The following is an 11654-nucleotide window of genomic DNA, read 5'->3' on the forward strand; positions in this document are numbered from 1 at the left end:
GACCGCGATCGATTACGCGAGTGTCGCAATCACCTGCGCCGCGGTGGTCACCTGACGGAAATGGTGGGTCCACAGCGCAATGCCCAATTTGCCCGAGCGGTCCAGCGAGGACCCTATCGTCAGGTCGGTGAGCAAGGTCGGCGCGAGCCCGGCATCGAACAGCGCGAAACCGGCGGCGAGCACGCAGGTCTCGGTTTGCAGCCCGCACACCAGTACCCGCTCGACCTGCAGACGCTTGAGGTAGTCGATGGCCTCTGCACGCTGCCCGTAGCCATGCTTGATGAACACCGCGTCGGCCTCGACCAGACTTTCGTCCTCGGCCGCCGGGTGCCAACCGAGCTGGCGCTCGAACGGGGTGACCTGCTCGTCGTGCAGCTCGACCGAAGCGATGGCCGGCAACCGTGCAGCCAGTGCACGGATGCCGTCGACCAGCCACTCCGGTGGACTGAAGGTGGACTGCACATCGACGATCAGCAAGGCCTGCCGCATATAGGGGTCTGCGCGAGTAGACAAAGGGCGCGCAGTATACCGTCTGCGTTTCAGCCGTGCTCGGGCAGCGCGTGCATGTGCGTGGTGCGCCATAGCGGATCGTGCTCGACATCGACGATCACGAAACCCTGGCGCTGCCAGAACTCGATGGCGCCGGGCAGGAATGGATGGGTATGCAGATAGAGGCACTGCACGTGTGCCTGCCTGGCCTGGTCGCGCAATGCCTGGTACAGCGCTCGGGCCATGCCCTGCTGGCGATACTCGGGGAGCACGAACAAGCGCACCACTTCCACGGTGCGCAGGTGCCGGTAGTCGAGCTGCGCGAAGCGGTGGTCGTAGGGCAAATAACCGATCGCGCCGATCAGCCGGCCCTGGTCACGCGCGACCAGGAAGCGACCGGCACCGTTCAGGTACGTCTCGGTGAAGCGCGCCAAATCGTCCGGCAACGGCGCCTGGGCGAGCATGGGAAACAGCTCGCGGCGCGCCCGGTCGACGAAGGCGACCACTTCGTCAACGGTATCGGCAGTGACGCTCTGAATGGACCAATCGGACATGGGCACCTGCGCAGGGTGGTATCGACATCCCGTACTGTAGCTGCCGCGAGCGCGCCGCGCTTGATACAGGGCAACTGCATGGACCTGCCACGGCTCGCGCTTGTCCTAGGCTTTGTCTGGACCCAGATAATGAGCTGAAATAGCCTGCGCACGTCGACAAGGAACGCCCATGCCCAAGACTTCCCCGCCCGCCGCACAGGGCTTCGTCCGCGTCCGTGGCGCGCGCGAACACAACCTCAAGAACATCGACGTCGATGTGCCCCGCGATGCCCTGGTGGTGTTCAGCGGCGTGTCCGGCTCGGGCAAGTCGTCGCTGGCGTTCTCTACCCTGTATGCCGAGGCGCAGCGCCGCTATTTCGAGTCGGTGGCGCCCTACGCGAGGCGCCTGATCGACCAGGTCGGCGTGCCCGACGTCGATTCGATCGAAGGCCTGCCCCCGGCGGTCGCCTTGCAGCAGCAGCGCGGCACGCCGAGCGCACGGTCGTCGGTGGGCAGTGTCACCACCCTGTCGAGTTCGATCCGCATGCTCTACTCGCGCGCCGGCAGTTACCCACCAGGGCAGCCGATGCTGTACGCCGAGGATTTTTCGCCCAACACGCCGCAAGGCGCCTGCCCGCAATGCCATGGCATCGGCCGAGTGTTCGAAGTGACCGAGGCCACCTTGGTGCCCGATCCGTCGCTGACCATCCGCGAACGCGCCGTTGCCGCCTGGCCCATGGCTTGGCAGGGCCAGAACCTGCGCGACATTCTCGTCACCCTGGGCTATGACGTCGATGTGCCCTGGCGCGACCTGCCCCAGCAACAGCGCGACTGGATCCTGTTCACCGATGAAACGCCCACCGTGCCGGTCTACGCGGGCCTCACCCCGGCACAGACCCGCGCAGCGCTAAAGAAGCAGCTCGAGCCGAGCTACCAAGGCACCTTCAGCGGTGCCCGCCGCTACGTACTGCACACCTTCATGCACTCGCAGAGCGCACAGATGCGCAAGCGCGTGGCCCAGTACATGCGCCCCAGCCCGTGCCCAGCGTGCGCCGGCAGGCGCCTCAAGCACGAAGCCTTGAGCGTGACCTTCGCCGGGCTGGACATCGCCGAGCTGTCGCGCCTGCCCCTGCAGGACTTGGCCCAGGTGTTGCGCGACGTCGCCGCGCCCAGCTACCTGCAGTGCCGCGACGAGGGAGGCGAGACGCTCAGTCACGCGCAGACCCGCAGTGCCCGCGAGCAGCGTGCCGCACGCGGCGAGCCCCTGCATGCCGGCGGCCAGGACGTGCGCCACACGCCCAATCTCTCTCTGGAAAAGCGCTTGGCCGCGCAACGCATCGCCAGTGAACTGCTGGCGCGCATCGACACCCTGCTCGACCTCGGCCTGGGCTACCTGGCGCTGGAGCGCAGCACCCCGACGCTGTCCTCGGGCGAGTTACAGCGCCTGCGCCTGGCCACCCAGCTCAACTCGCAGCTGTTCGGCGTGATCTACGTGCTCGACGAACCCTCCGCCGGCCTGCATCCCGCCGATAGCGAGGCGCTGTTCGATGCGCTGCAACGCTTGAAACAGGCGGGCAACTCGGTGTTCGTGGTCGAACACGACCTGGACACCCTGCGCCGCGCCGACTGGCTGGTGGACGTCGGCCCGGCCGCGGGCGAGCACGGTGGACGCATCCTCTACAGCGGCCCGCCGGCGGGGTTGGCCGAGGTGGCCGACTCGCGCACCGGCGCCTACCTGTTCGCCGACCCGGCGCCCAGCCAGCGCGCACCTCGGCCTGCACGGCAATGGCTGTGCCTGGAAGGCATCAGTCGCAACAACCTCCACCAGCTCGACGCACGCTTCCCGCTCGGCTGTTTCAGCGCCGTCACCGGCATCTCCGGTTCCGGGAAGTCGAGCCTGGTCAGCCAAGCCCTGCTGGAGCTGGTAGGCGCCCATCTGGGTCAGCAGGCGGGGGCCGATGAATCCCAGGAGCAGAGCCTGGAAGACGAACCCGAACAGCCCAGCAGCGGGCACATCAGCGCCGGTCTCGAGCAGCTCAAGCGCCTGGTGCAGGTGGACCAGAAACCTATCGGCCGCACCCCGCGCTCGAACCTGGCCACCTACACCGGCCTGTTCGATCACGTGCGCAAGCTGTTCGCCGCCACCGAGCAGGCTCAGGCCGCCGGGTTCGATGCCGGACGTTTCTCCTTCAACGTCGCCAAGGGCCGCTGCGAGACCTGCGAGGGCGAAGGCTTCGTCAGCGTCGAGCTGCTGTTCATGCCCAGCGTCTACGCGCCCTGCCCCACGTGCCATGGCGCGCGCTACAACCCGCCTACCCTGGCCGTCACCTGGCAAGGCCTGAACATCGCCCAGGTGCTGCAGCTCACCGTCGATCAGGCGCTGGACGTGTTCGCCGAACACCCCGCGCCACGCCGCAGCCTGCGCGTGCTGGCCGACATCGGCCTGGGCTACCTGCGTCTGGGCCAGCCGGCCACCGAGCTTTCCGGCGGCGAGGCGCAGCGCATCAAGCTGGCCACCGAACTGCAACGCAGTGCCCGTGGCGCGACGCTGTACGTGCTGGACGAGCCCACCAACGGCCTGCACCCGCAGGATGTCGACCGGCTGCTGGTGCAGTTGAACCGCCTGGTCGATCAGGGCCATACCGTCGTGGTGGTGGAGCATGACATGCGCGTGGTGGCGCAAAGCGACTGGGTGATCGACATCGGCCCGGGCGCCGGCACGGCAGGCGGGCAGATCGTGGTCTGTGGCACCCCTCGCGAGGTGGCGTCCTGCGCCGACAGCCGCACCGCGCCCTTCCTGGCGCGAGCACTGACCGATGGGAAGGCGCGGCGATGAGCAGCCCGCTGCCGCCGCTCAACGCCCTGCGCGTCTTCGAAGTGGTCGCCCGCCACCTCAATTTCCGCCTGGCGGCCGACGAGCTGGACGTCACCCAAGCAGCCGTCGCCCAGCAGATCCGTGGGCTGGAAGCGCATCTCGGAGCGCGTCTGTTCGAGCGCCTGCCACGCGGGCTGCGCCTCACCGAGGGCGGGCTGGCCTACAGCCACAGCATCCGCAGCGCCCTGGCGTTGATCGGTGAGGCGACCGCCGCGCTGCGCCCGGACGACCGTCACCTGACCGTCAGCGTCACGCCCACCTTCGCCTCGCGCTGGCTCATCCCGCGCCTGGGTTCGTTCACCCAGGCCCACCTCGACATCGACCTGCGCGTATTGGCCAGCGAACGTCTGTCACGTTTCCAGGCCGATGGCGTGGACCTGGCGGTGCGCTACGGTCGACCGCCCTTCGGCCCCGGGCTGAACGCCGAGCTGCTGACCGAGCAGCGGATGGTGGCCGTGGCCAGCCCCGCCCTGCTCGCCCAGCAGGGTACGCCGCGCAGTGCCGAACAGTTGCAACCGTTTGTGCTGCTGCACGATGCGCATAACCTGTGGCCGACCTACATCGCGCAGTTGTTCGGCCAGCGGACGCAGCCCATGCCGCGCAACCTGCGCTTCAACCAGACCGCTTTGGCCATCGAAGCCGCCCTGGCCGGACAAGGCCTGGCACTGTCCAGCGAACTGTTCGTCAAGGACGACCTGCACGCCGGGCGGCTGGTGCAGGTATTCGAGCAGGCGCTGCCCATGGACAAGCATTTGTATCTGGTCTGGCCGCGCAAGGACGGCGCGCCGACAGCGCTGGGTGCCGTGCGCCACTGGTTGCGGCGCCAGATCGGGGACGCCTGAGGAGATAGTTTTTCTACTGAGTCAGCCGCTGACCGCTGCCTGACTGGCGACTGAAAGGCCTTGCTAACCTGGCATTCGTCGATTCGATCAACGCACCCACGGAGGCTGCATGTCAGTAGAAAAAGTAGCGATCATCACCGCAGGCGGCAGTGGCATGGGCGCTGCAGCGGCACGTCGTCTGGCCAGCGACGGCTTCAAGGTGGCGATCCTGTCATCCTCGGGCAAAGGCGAGGCCCTGGCCCACGCGCTCGGCGGTATCGGAATCACCGGCAGCAACCAGAGCAACGACGACCTGCAGCGCCTGGTCGATGCCGTGTTGCAGCGCTGGGGGCGCATCGATGTGCTGGTCAACAGCGCCGGTCACGGCCCACGCGCGCCGATCCTGGCGATCAGTGACGACGACTGGCATCAGGGGCTGGACACCTACCTGCTCAATGTCATCCGCCCTACCCGCCTGGTGACGCCGACCCTGCAGGCGCAAGGCGGCGGCGCAATCATCAACATCTCCAGCGCCTGGGCCTTCGAACCCAGCGACCTGTTTCCCACTTCGGCGGTGTTCCGCGCAGGGCTGGCGGCCTTCACCAAGGTCTTCGCCGACACCTACGCTGCGCACAACCTGCGCATGAACAACGTGCTGCCAGGCTGGATCGACAGCCTGCCCGGCACCGACCAGCGCCGCGACAGCGTGCCGCTCAAGCGCTACGGCACAGCCGAGGAAATCGCCGCCACCATCGCCTTCCTGGCCAGCGACGGCGCCGCCTATATCACCGGGCAGAACCTGCGCGTCGATGGTGGGCTGACCCGCAGCGTGTGAAGCCGCCAGGGCAATCGATGGCAAATCCAGTTAAACCCTCGAGGCAAGCACCCTTCTAAACAGACTGTGCCTTCACGGCACGGTCTGTTTTTTCTTTACCTCGGAGGGAGACCCGATGGACGAACGATTGCTGCAGTTGCTGACCACCACCACGGTATTCGGCATCTCCATCCTCAACCTGCTGCTGGCGCTGGCCGTCACGGTGGCTACCTTCCTGTTCACCCGCTGGGCGCTGAGTTTCCTCAAGCGCCGCGCCCATCAATGGTCCAGCCATGAAAGCCAGTTCGCGCGGCTGGTCACCGAAGTGCTCGAAGGCACCAGCAACGCACTGCTGATGCTCGCGTCGCTGCTGGTCGGCCTGGGCGTGCTGGACTTGCCCGAACGTTGGCTGGACCGGGTCGGCAGCCTGTGGTTCGTGGTCGCGGCGCTGCAGATCGGCCTGTGGGCCAACCGCGCCATCGCCATCGGCCTGGGCCGCTATTTCGCCCGCCACGACACCACTGGCGCCTACCGTGGCAGCGCCCTGGCCACTCTGTCGGGCTGGGGCGCGCGGGTGTTGTTGTGGTCGGTGGTGCTGTTGGCGATGCTGTCGAACCTGGGCGTGAACATCACCGCCTTCGTCGCCAGCCTCGGCGTGGGCGGTATCGCCGTGGCCTTGGCGGTGCAGAACGTGCTGGGCGACCTGTTCGCCTCGCTGTCGATCGCCGTGGACAAACCCTTCGAAGTCGGCGACTTCATCGTCATCGGCTCGCTGGCCGGCACGGTGGAAAACATCGGCCTGAAGACCACGCGCATTCGCAGCCTGGGCGGCGAGCAGATCGTCATGGCCAACGCCGGCATGATCAGCAGCACCATTCAGAACTACAAGCGCTTGCAGGAGCGGCGCATCGTCTTCGAGTTCGGGCTGTCCTACGACACACCCACCGAAGCGGTGAAAAAGGCCCCGGCCATCGTCGAGGAGTCGATCAAGGCGCAGAGCCAAGTGCGCTTCGACCGTGCTCACCTGCGCGGCTTCGGCAAGGAAGCGCTGGAGTTCGAAGCGGTCTACATCGTGCTGGACCCTGGCTACAACCTGTACATGGACATCCAGCAGGCGATCAACTTCCAGTTGCTCGAACGCTTCTCCAAGGTGGGCGCCAAGTTCGCCGTAGGCGCGCGCTCGATCAAGGTCACCGGATTGCCGGAGGCGTCCAACCAACTGACGGCGGTCAGGGGGCGGACCGAGCACGACTCAAGAGGCTAAGCAGCGCAACCATTGGGCAGGCGATGCAGGCTAACCTGCATCGCCTGCAGCAGGTCAGGGCATCACGGGCGGAACGTACTGTAAGGTACTGCCCAGCGCCCACAGCAGCACCAGCACCAGCGGCACGTGCACCAGCAGTTGCACGAAGGAAAAGCCGATCAGGTCACGCGCCTTGAGCCCCAGCACGCCCAACAGCGGCAGCATGTAGAACGGGTTGATCAGGTTCGGCAGCGCCTCGGCGGCGTTGTAGATCTGCACCGCCCAACCCAGGTGGTACTGCAGGTCGTTGGCGACCAACATCACGTAGGGTGCTTCGATGATCCACTTGCCGCCCCCGGAGGGGATGAAGAAGCCCAGCACCGCCGAATACACACCCATCAGCAAGGCATAGGTGTCGTGGGTGGCGATCTGGGTGAAGAACACCGAGATGTGATGCGCCAGGGTCTGGGCGTCGGCGCCCTGGACTTGGGTGAGGATGGCGGCGATCGAACCGTAGAGTGGGAACTGGATCAGCACCCCGGTGGTGGTCGGCACGGCGCGGGCCACGGCATCGAGGAAACTGCGCGGACGCCAGTGCAGCAAGGCCCCGAGCATGATGAACAGCAGGTTGTAGGTGTTGAGCCCGGAAATGGCGGTGATCGCAGGCTTGGTGGCGAACTCCTGGTACAGCCAGCCGGCCGCCAGGGCGACCAGCAGCAGGATCAGGATCGGGCTGTGCTCCAGCCACTCGCCCGGACGCGTGCGCTGGGCCGGCGGCGGCGCGGTGAAGCTGGGGTCGACGCCACAGTCCTGGGCGCTGCGGGCGCTGCTGGGGCCTGGCGCAGTAGCGTAGGCAATCACCAATGAGACGATCACCAGCGCCGCCAGCATGACGCCGGACTGCCAGAGGAAAATGGTCTCGGTGAACGGAATCACCCCGGTGATGGACAGGATCGACGGTGGCAGGCTGGCCGGGTTGGCCTGCAACTGCGCCGCCGACGACGACAGCCCCAGCGCCCACACCGCGCCCAAGCCCAGGTAGGCGGCAGCGCCTGCAGCGCGATAATCCATCTTCAAGTCTTGGCGCCGTGCCAGGGCGCGCACCAGCAGACCGCCGAACACCAGCGACAGGCCCCAGTTGAGCAAGGAAGCGAGCATCGAAATCAACGCCACCCAGCACACCGCCGACCGGCCGTTCTTCGGCAGTCGGGCCAAGCGGTCGATGAGTCGCGCGGCCGGTGGAGAACTGGCGACCACGTAGCCGCCGATCACCACGAAGGCCATCTGCATGGTGAAGGGGATCAGGCTCCAGAAGCCGTCGCCGAAGGCCTTGGCGGTGGCCGTGGGTTTGGCCCCCATGGCCAGTGCGCCCAGGCAGACGAGCATCACCGCCAGGGCAGCGAACACCCAGGAGTCGGGGAACCAGCGTTCGGCCCAGTTGGAGCAACGCAGGGCGAATCGAGCAGAGCGGCTGTCTTGAATTTCAGCGGCCACGGGGTGTTTTCCTTTTTTGGTTTTATTGGTGGAGGTCGTTCTAAAAAACGACACAGCCCCCTGCGGCCGCAAATCACGCTGCGGCCGCAGGGGGCGAAGCACGGCCTTAGAACGTCATTTCTTTCACATCGTCCGGCACGATCAGTTTTCCAGCGGTCTTGTCGACGATCTCCTGGACACTCACCCCCGGCGCGGTTTCGCGCAGGATGAAGGCGCCGTTGTCGATCTCCAGATAAGCCAGGTCGGTGAGTACCTTGCGGATACAGCCGGCGCCGGTCAGCGGCAGGCTGCAGCGTGGCAGCAACTTGGATTCGCCGTCCTTGGACGCGTGGGTCATGGTGACTATGATGTTCTCGGCCCCGGCCACCAGGTCCATGGCACCGCCCATGCCCTTGACCAATTTGCCGGGAATCATCCAGGAGGCGATGTTGCCCTCCACGTCCACCTCGAAGGCACCCAGCACCGTGAGGTCGACATGGCCGCCCCGGATCATGGCGAAGGACTGCGCCGAATCGAAGATCGAGGCGCCGACGCGGGCGGTGACGGTCTGCTTGCCGGCGTTGATCATGTCGGCGTCGACCGTGCTCTCGCTGGGAAACTCGCCCATGCCCAGCAGGCCATTCTCCGATTGCAGCATCACGTCCATGTCGGCCGGTACGTAGTTGGCCACCAAAGTCGGGATGCCGATGCCCAGGTTGACGTAGTAGCCATCCTTCAGTTCACGGGCGACACGTTGAGCCATCTGTTCGCGGGTCAATGCCATGGTCTGGATCTCTTTGTTGTTCTGTGGGCGGCGCTCAGGCCTTGACGGTGCGCTTCTCGATGCGTTTTTCGAAGGTGCCGACGATGACCCGGTCGACGAAGATGCCCGGGGTGTGGATTTCGCTGGGCAGCAGCACGCCGGGCTCGACGATTTCCTCGACCTCGACCACGGTGATGCGCCCGGCCGTGGCGGCCAGCGGGTTGAAGTTCTGCGCGGTGTGGCGGTACACCACGTTGCCGTAGTGGTCGGCTTTCCAGCCCTTGACGATGGCGAAGTCGCCGGTGATAGCGCGCTCCAGGATGTAGTGGCGGCCCTCGAACTCGCGCACCTCCTTGCCTTCGGCCACCGGCGTGCCGTAGCCCGTGGCGGTGAAGAACGCCGGAATGCCTGCGCCGCCGGCGCGCATCTTCTCGGCCAAGGTGCCTTGGGGCGTCAGCTCCACCTCCAGTTCGCCGCTGAGCAACTGACGCTCGAACTCGGCGTTTTCGCCCACGTAGGAGGCAATCATCTTGCGGATCTGTCGGTCTTCGAGCAGCACGCCCAGACCGAAGCCATCGACGCCGCAGTTATTGGAGACCACGGTCAGGCCCTTGACCCCACGCCGCTTGATCTCGGCGATCAGGTTCTCGGGGATGCCGCACAGGCCGAAGCCCCCGGCCAGCACCGTCATGTCGTCGGTGAGGCCCTCGAGGGCTTGTTCATAGGTTGCTACGCGCTTGTCCAGTCCGGCCATGCTGATCCGCCTTTATCGTTATTGGAGCGAGTGCAGCCATCTTCACCGCTGGCGACTGATTTGTTAATTTTGTTTTCGTCATCGATTGATAAATTTTGCAAAACAACAGGCGATTGCCATGAATGTCAAACAACTGCGCGCTTTCGTCACCGTGGCCAAGTACCAGAGCTTCGCCCAGGCCGGCGAGCACCTGCACATCTCCCAGCCGGCCCTGAGCCTGACCATCAAGGCGCTGGAGGACAACCTCGGCGGTGCCCTGCTCACCCGCACCACGCGCAGCGTCAGCCTGACCGCCGAGGGCGAGGTGCTGCTGCCGCTGGCGCGGCGCCTGCTCGGCGACTGGGACGACACCGAAGAGTTGCTGCGCCAGCGCTTCACCTTGCAACTGGGGCGGGTGTCCGTGGCGGCGATGCCGGCCTTTGCCGGCAACCTGCTGCCGCAGTCGCTGAAGGTGTTTCGCCAGCGCTACCCGAAGGTGAATGTCACGGTGCATGACGTGATCAACGAACAGGTACTTGAACTGGTGCGCCACCGCCGCGTCGAACTGGGCATTGGCTTCGAGCCGGAGCGCAGCGAGGCGTTGCAATTCCATGCCCTGTACCTGGACCGCTTCATCGCGGTGGTGCCCGCCGACTCAGCGCTGGCCGAGCAGAGCGAAGTGAGCTGGGAGGCGCTGTTGGCCGAGGACTTCATCGCCCTGCAGCGCCCCTCGGCGGTGCGTCTGCTGCTCGAACAGCACCTGGCGGCCGAGCAGGGAAGACTGACCGTGGCCTTCGAGAGTCATCAACTGTCGACGGTCGGGCGCATGGTTGCCGCGGGCCTGGGCGTGAGCGCAGTCCCGGCGCTGTGCATCACCCAGATGCAGGAGCTGGGTGCACGCTGCGTGGCCCTGGTGGAACCGACCGTGGAGCGGCGCATCGGCGTCATCGCCTTGAGCGACCACAAGCTGTCTACCGCAGCACAGGCGCTGCTCGATGTGCTGCTCAGCCATACCCATCCCCCGGAGGTGACATGCGTAACGTGAAACTGGCAGGACACGACGTGCCGGCCATTGGCCAAGGCACCTGGTACATGGGCGAGTCCGCCGCGTCGCGGGCCGCCGAAGTAGCGGCCCTGCAACAGGGCATCGACTTGGGCATGACACTGATCGACACCGCCGAAATGTACGCCGAGGGCGGTGCAGAACAGGTGGTCGGCGCCGCCATCGCCGGGCGCCGCGACCAGGTGTTCCTGGTCAGCAAGGTGTATCCGCACAATGCCAGCCGTCGCGGCATTCCCCAGGCCTGCGAACGCAGCCTGCGCCGACTGGGCACCGACTGCATCGACCTGTACCTGCTGCACTGGCGCGGCCAGTATCCCCTTGCGGAAACCGTCGAGGCCTTCGAGCGTCTGATCGACGAAGGCAAGATCCGCCGCTGGGGCGTCTCCAACTTCGATGTCGACGACCTTCAGGCACTGGACGACGAGCGCTGCGCGGTGAACCAGGTGCTATACAACCCGGCCGAGCGCGGCATCGAGTTCGACCTGTTGCCCTGGAGCCAAGCGCGGCATCTGCCGACCATGGCCTACTGCCCGCTGGCCCAGGGCGGGAGGTTGCTGCGTCATCCAGTGCTGCTAACGATCGCCGAGCGCCACGACGCGACCCCGGCCCAAGTGAGCCTGGCTTGGGTGATCCGCCAGGACGGTGTGATCGCCATTCCCAAGGCGGTGAACCCCGAGCATGTGCGGCTCAATGCCGAGGCCGGGCAGTTGCGGCTGAGCGACGCCGACCTGCGCGAGATCGACCAGGCCTTCGCCCCGCCCAGAGGCAAGCAGCGCCTGGCCATGCAGTGAACCCGCGCGCGCGATGATCGGGCGAGCGCAGCCGCATTGCTTTGGGCCGCGCCTCT

11 protein-coding genes are annotated in these 11654 nt (G+C 66.1%); 6 read left to right on the forward strand and 5 right to left on the reverse strand.

Features of this window, described 5'->3' with window-relative positions:
* Positions 1–12: 12 nt before the first annotated feature.
* Positions 13–489, reverse strand: coding sequence for an isochorismatase family protein (locus Q6A47_RS00120; RefSeq protein WP_304482491.1), 477 nt, complete (start codon positions 487–489; stop codon positions 13–15).
* Positions 490–539: 50 nt separating this feature from the next.
* Positions 540–1043, reverse strand: a complete 504-nt coding sequence (locus Q6A47_RS00125) for a GNAT family N-acetyltransferase (protein ID WP_116888463.1) — start codon at positions 1041–1043, stop codon at positions 540–542.
* Between the two features lie 169 nt (positions 1044–1212).
* On the opposite strand from Q6A47_RS00125, the gene Q6A47_RS00130 reads away from it, so the two are divergent.
* The 4 genes from Q6A47_RS00130 to Q6A47_RS00145 all read left to right on the forward strand — a co-directional run bounded on the left by Q6A47_RS00130 (position 1213) and on the right by Q6A47_RS00145 (position 6796).
* Positions 1213–3858 (forward strand): excinuclease ABC subunit UvrA, encoded by a 2646-nt coding sequence (locus Q6A47_RS00130; RefSeq protein WP_304482492.1) that lies wholly within the window; start codon positions 1213–1215, stop codon positions 3856–3858.
* Positions 3855–4739 carry a LysR substrate-binding domain-containing protein gene (locus Q6A47_RS00135; RefSeq protein ID WP_304482493.1) on the forward strand — a complete coding sequence of 295 codons (885 nt, stop codon included), beginning with the start codon at positions 3855–3857 and terminating at the stop codon, positions 4737–4739. The genes Q6A47_RS00130 and Q6A47_RS00135 overlap by 4 nt, the downstream gene beginning before the upstream one ends.
* Positions 4740–4848: 109 nt before the next feature.
* Entirely contained in the window at positions 4849–5553 is a 705-nt protein-coding gene (locus Q6A47_RS00140) for an SDR family oxidoreductase (protein WP_029613315.1), read from the forward strand.
* A 115-nt stretch (positions 5554–5668) separates the two neighbouring features.
* The gene (locus Q6A47_RS00145) at positions 5669–6796 is read left to right on the forward strand and encodes a mechanosensitive ion channel family protein (RefSeq protein ID WP_039578301.1); all 1128 of its coding nucleotides are present in this window, start codon (positions 5669–5671) and stop codon (positions 6794–6796) included.
* A gap of 54 nt (positions 6797–6850) precedes the next feature.
* On the opposite strand, the gene Q6A47_RS00150 is transcribed toward Q6A47_RS00145, so the two are convergent.
* From Q6A47_RS00150 to Q6A47_RS00160, 3 genes are all read right to left on the reverse strand, one after another.
* Positions 6851–8269, reverse strand: a complete 1419-nt coding sequence (locus Q6A47_RS00150) for a short-chain fatty acid transporter (RefSeq protein WP_116888467.1) — start codon at positions 8267–8269, stop codon at positions 6851–6853.
* 106 nt (positions 8270–8375) lie between these two features.
* Positions 8376–9032: a CoA transferase subunit B gene (locus Q6A47_RS00155; protein ID WP_295481738.1), complete on the reverse strand. Its 657-nt coding sequence runs from the start codon at positions 9030–9032 to the stop codon at positions 8376–8378.
* Positions 9033–9066: 34 nt separating this feature from the next.
* On the reverse strand, positions 9067–9765 hold the full coding sequence (locus Q6A47_RS00160; protein ID WP_029613319.1) for a CoA transferase subunit A: 699 nt from the start codon (positions 9763–9765) through the stop codon (positions 9067–9069).
* 118 nt (positions 9766–9883) lie between these two features.
* Here Q6A47_RS00160 and Q6A47_RS00165 point away from each other — a divergent pair, with 118 nt between their 5' ends.
* A complete protein-coding gene (locus Q6A47_RS00165; RefSeq protein ID WP_304482498.1) occupies positions 9884–10789 on the forward strand; it encodes a LysR family transcriptional regulator in 906 nt (301 codons plus the stop codon).
* Positions 10777–11598 carry an aldo/keto reductase gene (locus Q6A47_RS00170; RefSeq protein WP_116888470.1) on the forward strand — a complete coding sequence of 274 codons (822 nt, stop codon included), beginning with the start codon at positions 10777–10779 and terminating at the stop codon, positions 11596–11598. Before Q6A47_RS00165 ends, Q6A47_RS00170 begins: the two co-directional genes overlap by 13 nt.
* Positions 11599–11654 lie beyond the last annotated feature (56 nt).

The sequence above is a fragment of the Pseudomonas boreofloridensis genome, from assembly GCF_030580795.1.
GTDB classification, from domain to species: domain Bacteria; phylum Pseudomonadota; class Gammaproteobacteria; order Pseudomonadales; family Pseudomonadaceae; genus Aquipseudomonas; species Aquipseudomonas boreofloridensis.

Bases quoted from the DNA above. Each gene is read 5' to 3' on its own strand.
- Q6A47_RS00120 (WP_304482491.1), bottom strand. From the start codon at position 489: ATGCGGCAGGCCTTGCTGATCGTCGATGTGCAGTCCACCTTCAGTCCA.
- Q6A47_RS00125 (WP_116888463.1), bottom strand. From the start codon at position 1,043: ATGTCCGATTGGTCCATTCAGAGCGTCACTGCCGATACCGTTGACGAA.
- Q6A47_RS00130 (WP_304482492.1), top strand. From the start codon at position 1,213: ATGCCCAAGACTTCCCCGCCCGCCGCACAGGGCTTCGTCCGCGTCCGT.
- Q6A47_RS00135 (WP_304482493.1), top strand. From the start codon at position 3,855: ATGAGCAGCCCGCTGCCGCCGCTCAACGCCCTGCGCGTCTTCGAAGTG.
- Q6A47_RS00140 (WP_029613315.1), top strand. From the start codon at position 4,849: ATGTCAGTAGAAAAAGTAGCGATCATCACCGCAGGCGGCAGTGGCATG.
- Q6A47_RS00145 (WP_039578301.1), top strand. From the start codon at position 5,669: ATGGACGAACGATTGCTGCAGTTGCTGACCACCACCACGGTATTCGGC.
- Q6A47_RS00155 (WP_295481738.1), bottom strand. From the start codon at position 9,032: ATGGCATTGACCCGCGAACAGATGGCTCAACGTGTCGCCCGTGAACTG.
- Q6A47_RS00160 (WP_029613319.1), bottom strand. From the start codon at position 9,765: ATGGCCGGACTGGACAAGCGCGTAGCAACCTATGAACAAGCCCTCGAG.
- Q6A47_RS00165 (WP_304482498.1), top strand. From the start codon at position 9,884: ATGAATGTCAAACAACTGCGCGCTTTCGTCACCGTGGCCAAGTACCAG.
- Q6A47_RS00170 (WP_116888470.1), top strand. From the start codon at position 10,777: ATGCGTAACGTGAAACTGGCAGGACACGACGTGCCGGCCATTGGCCAA.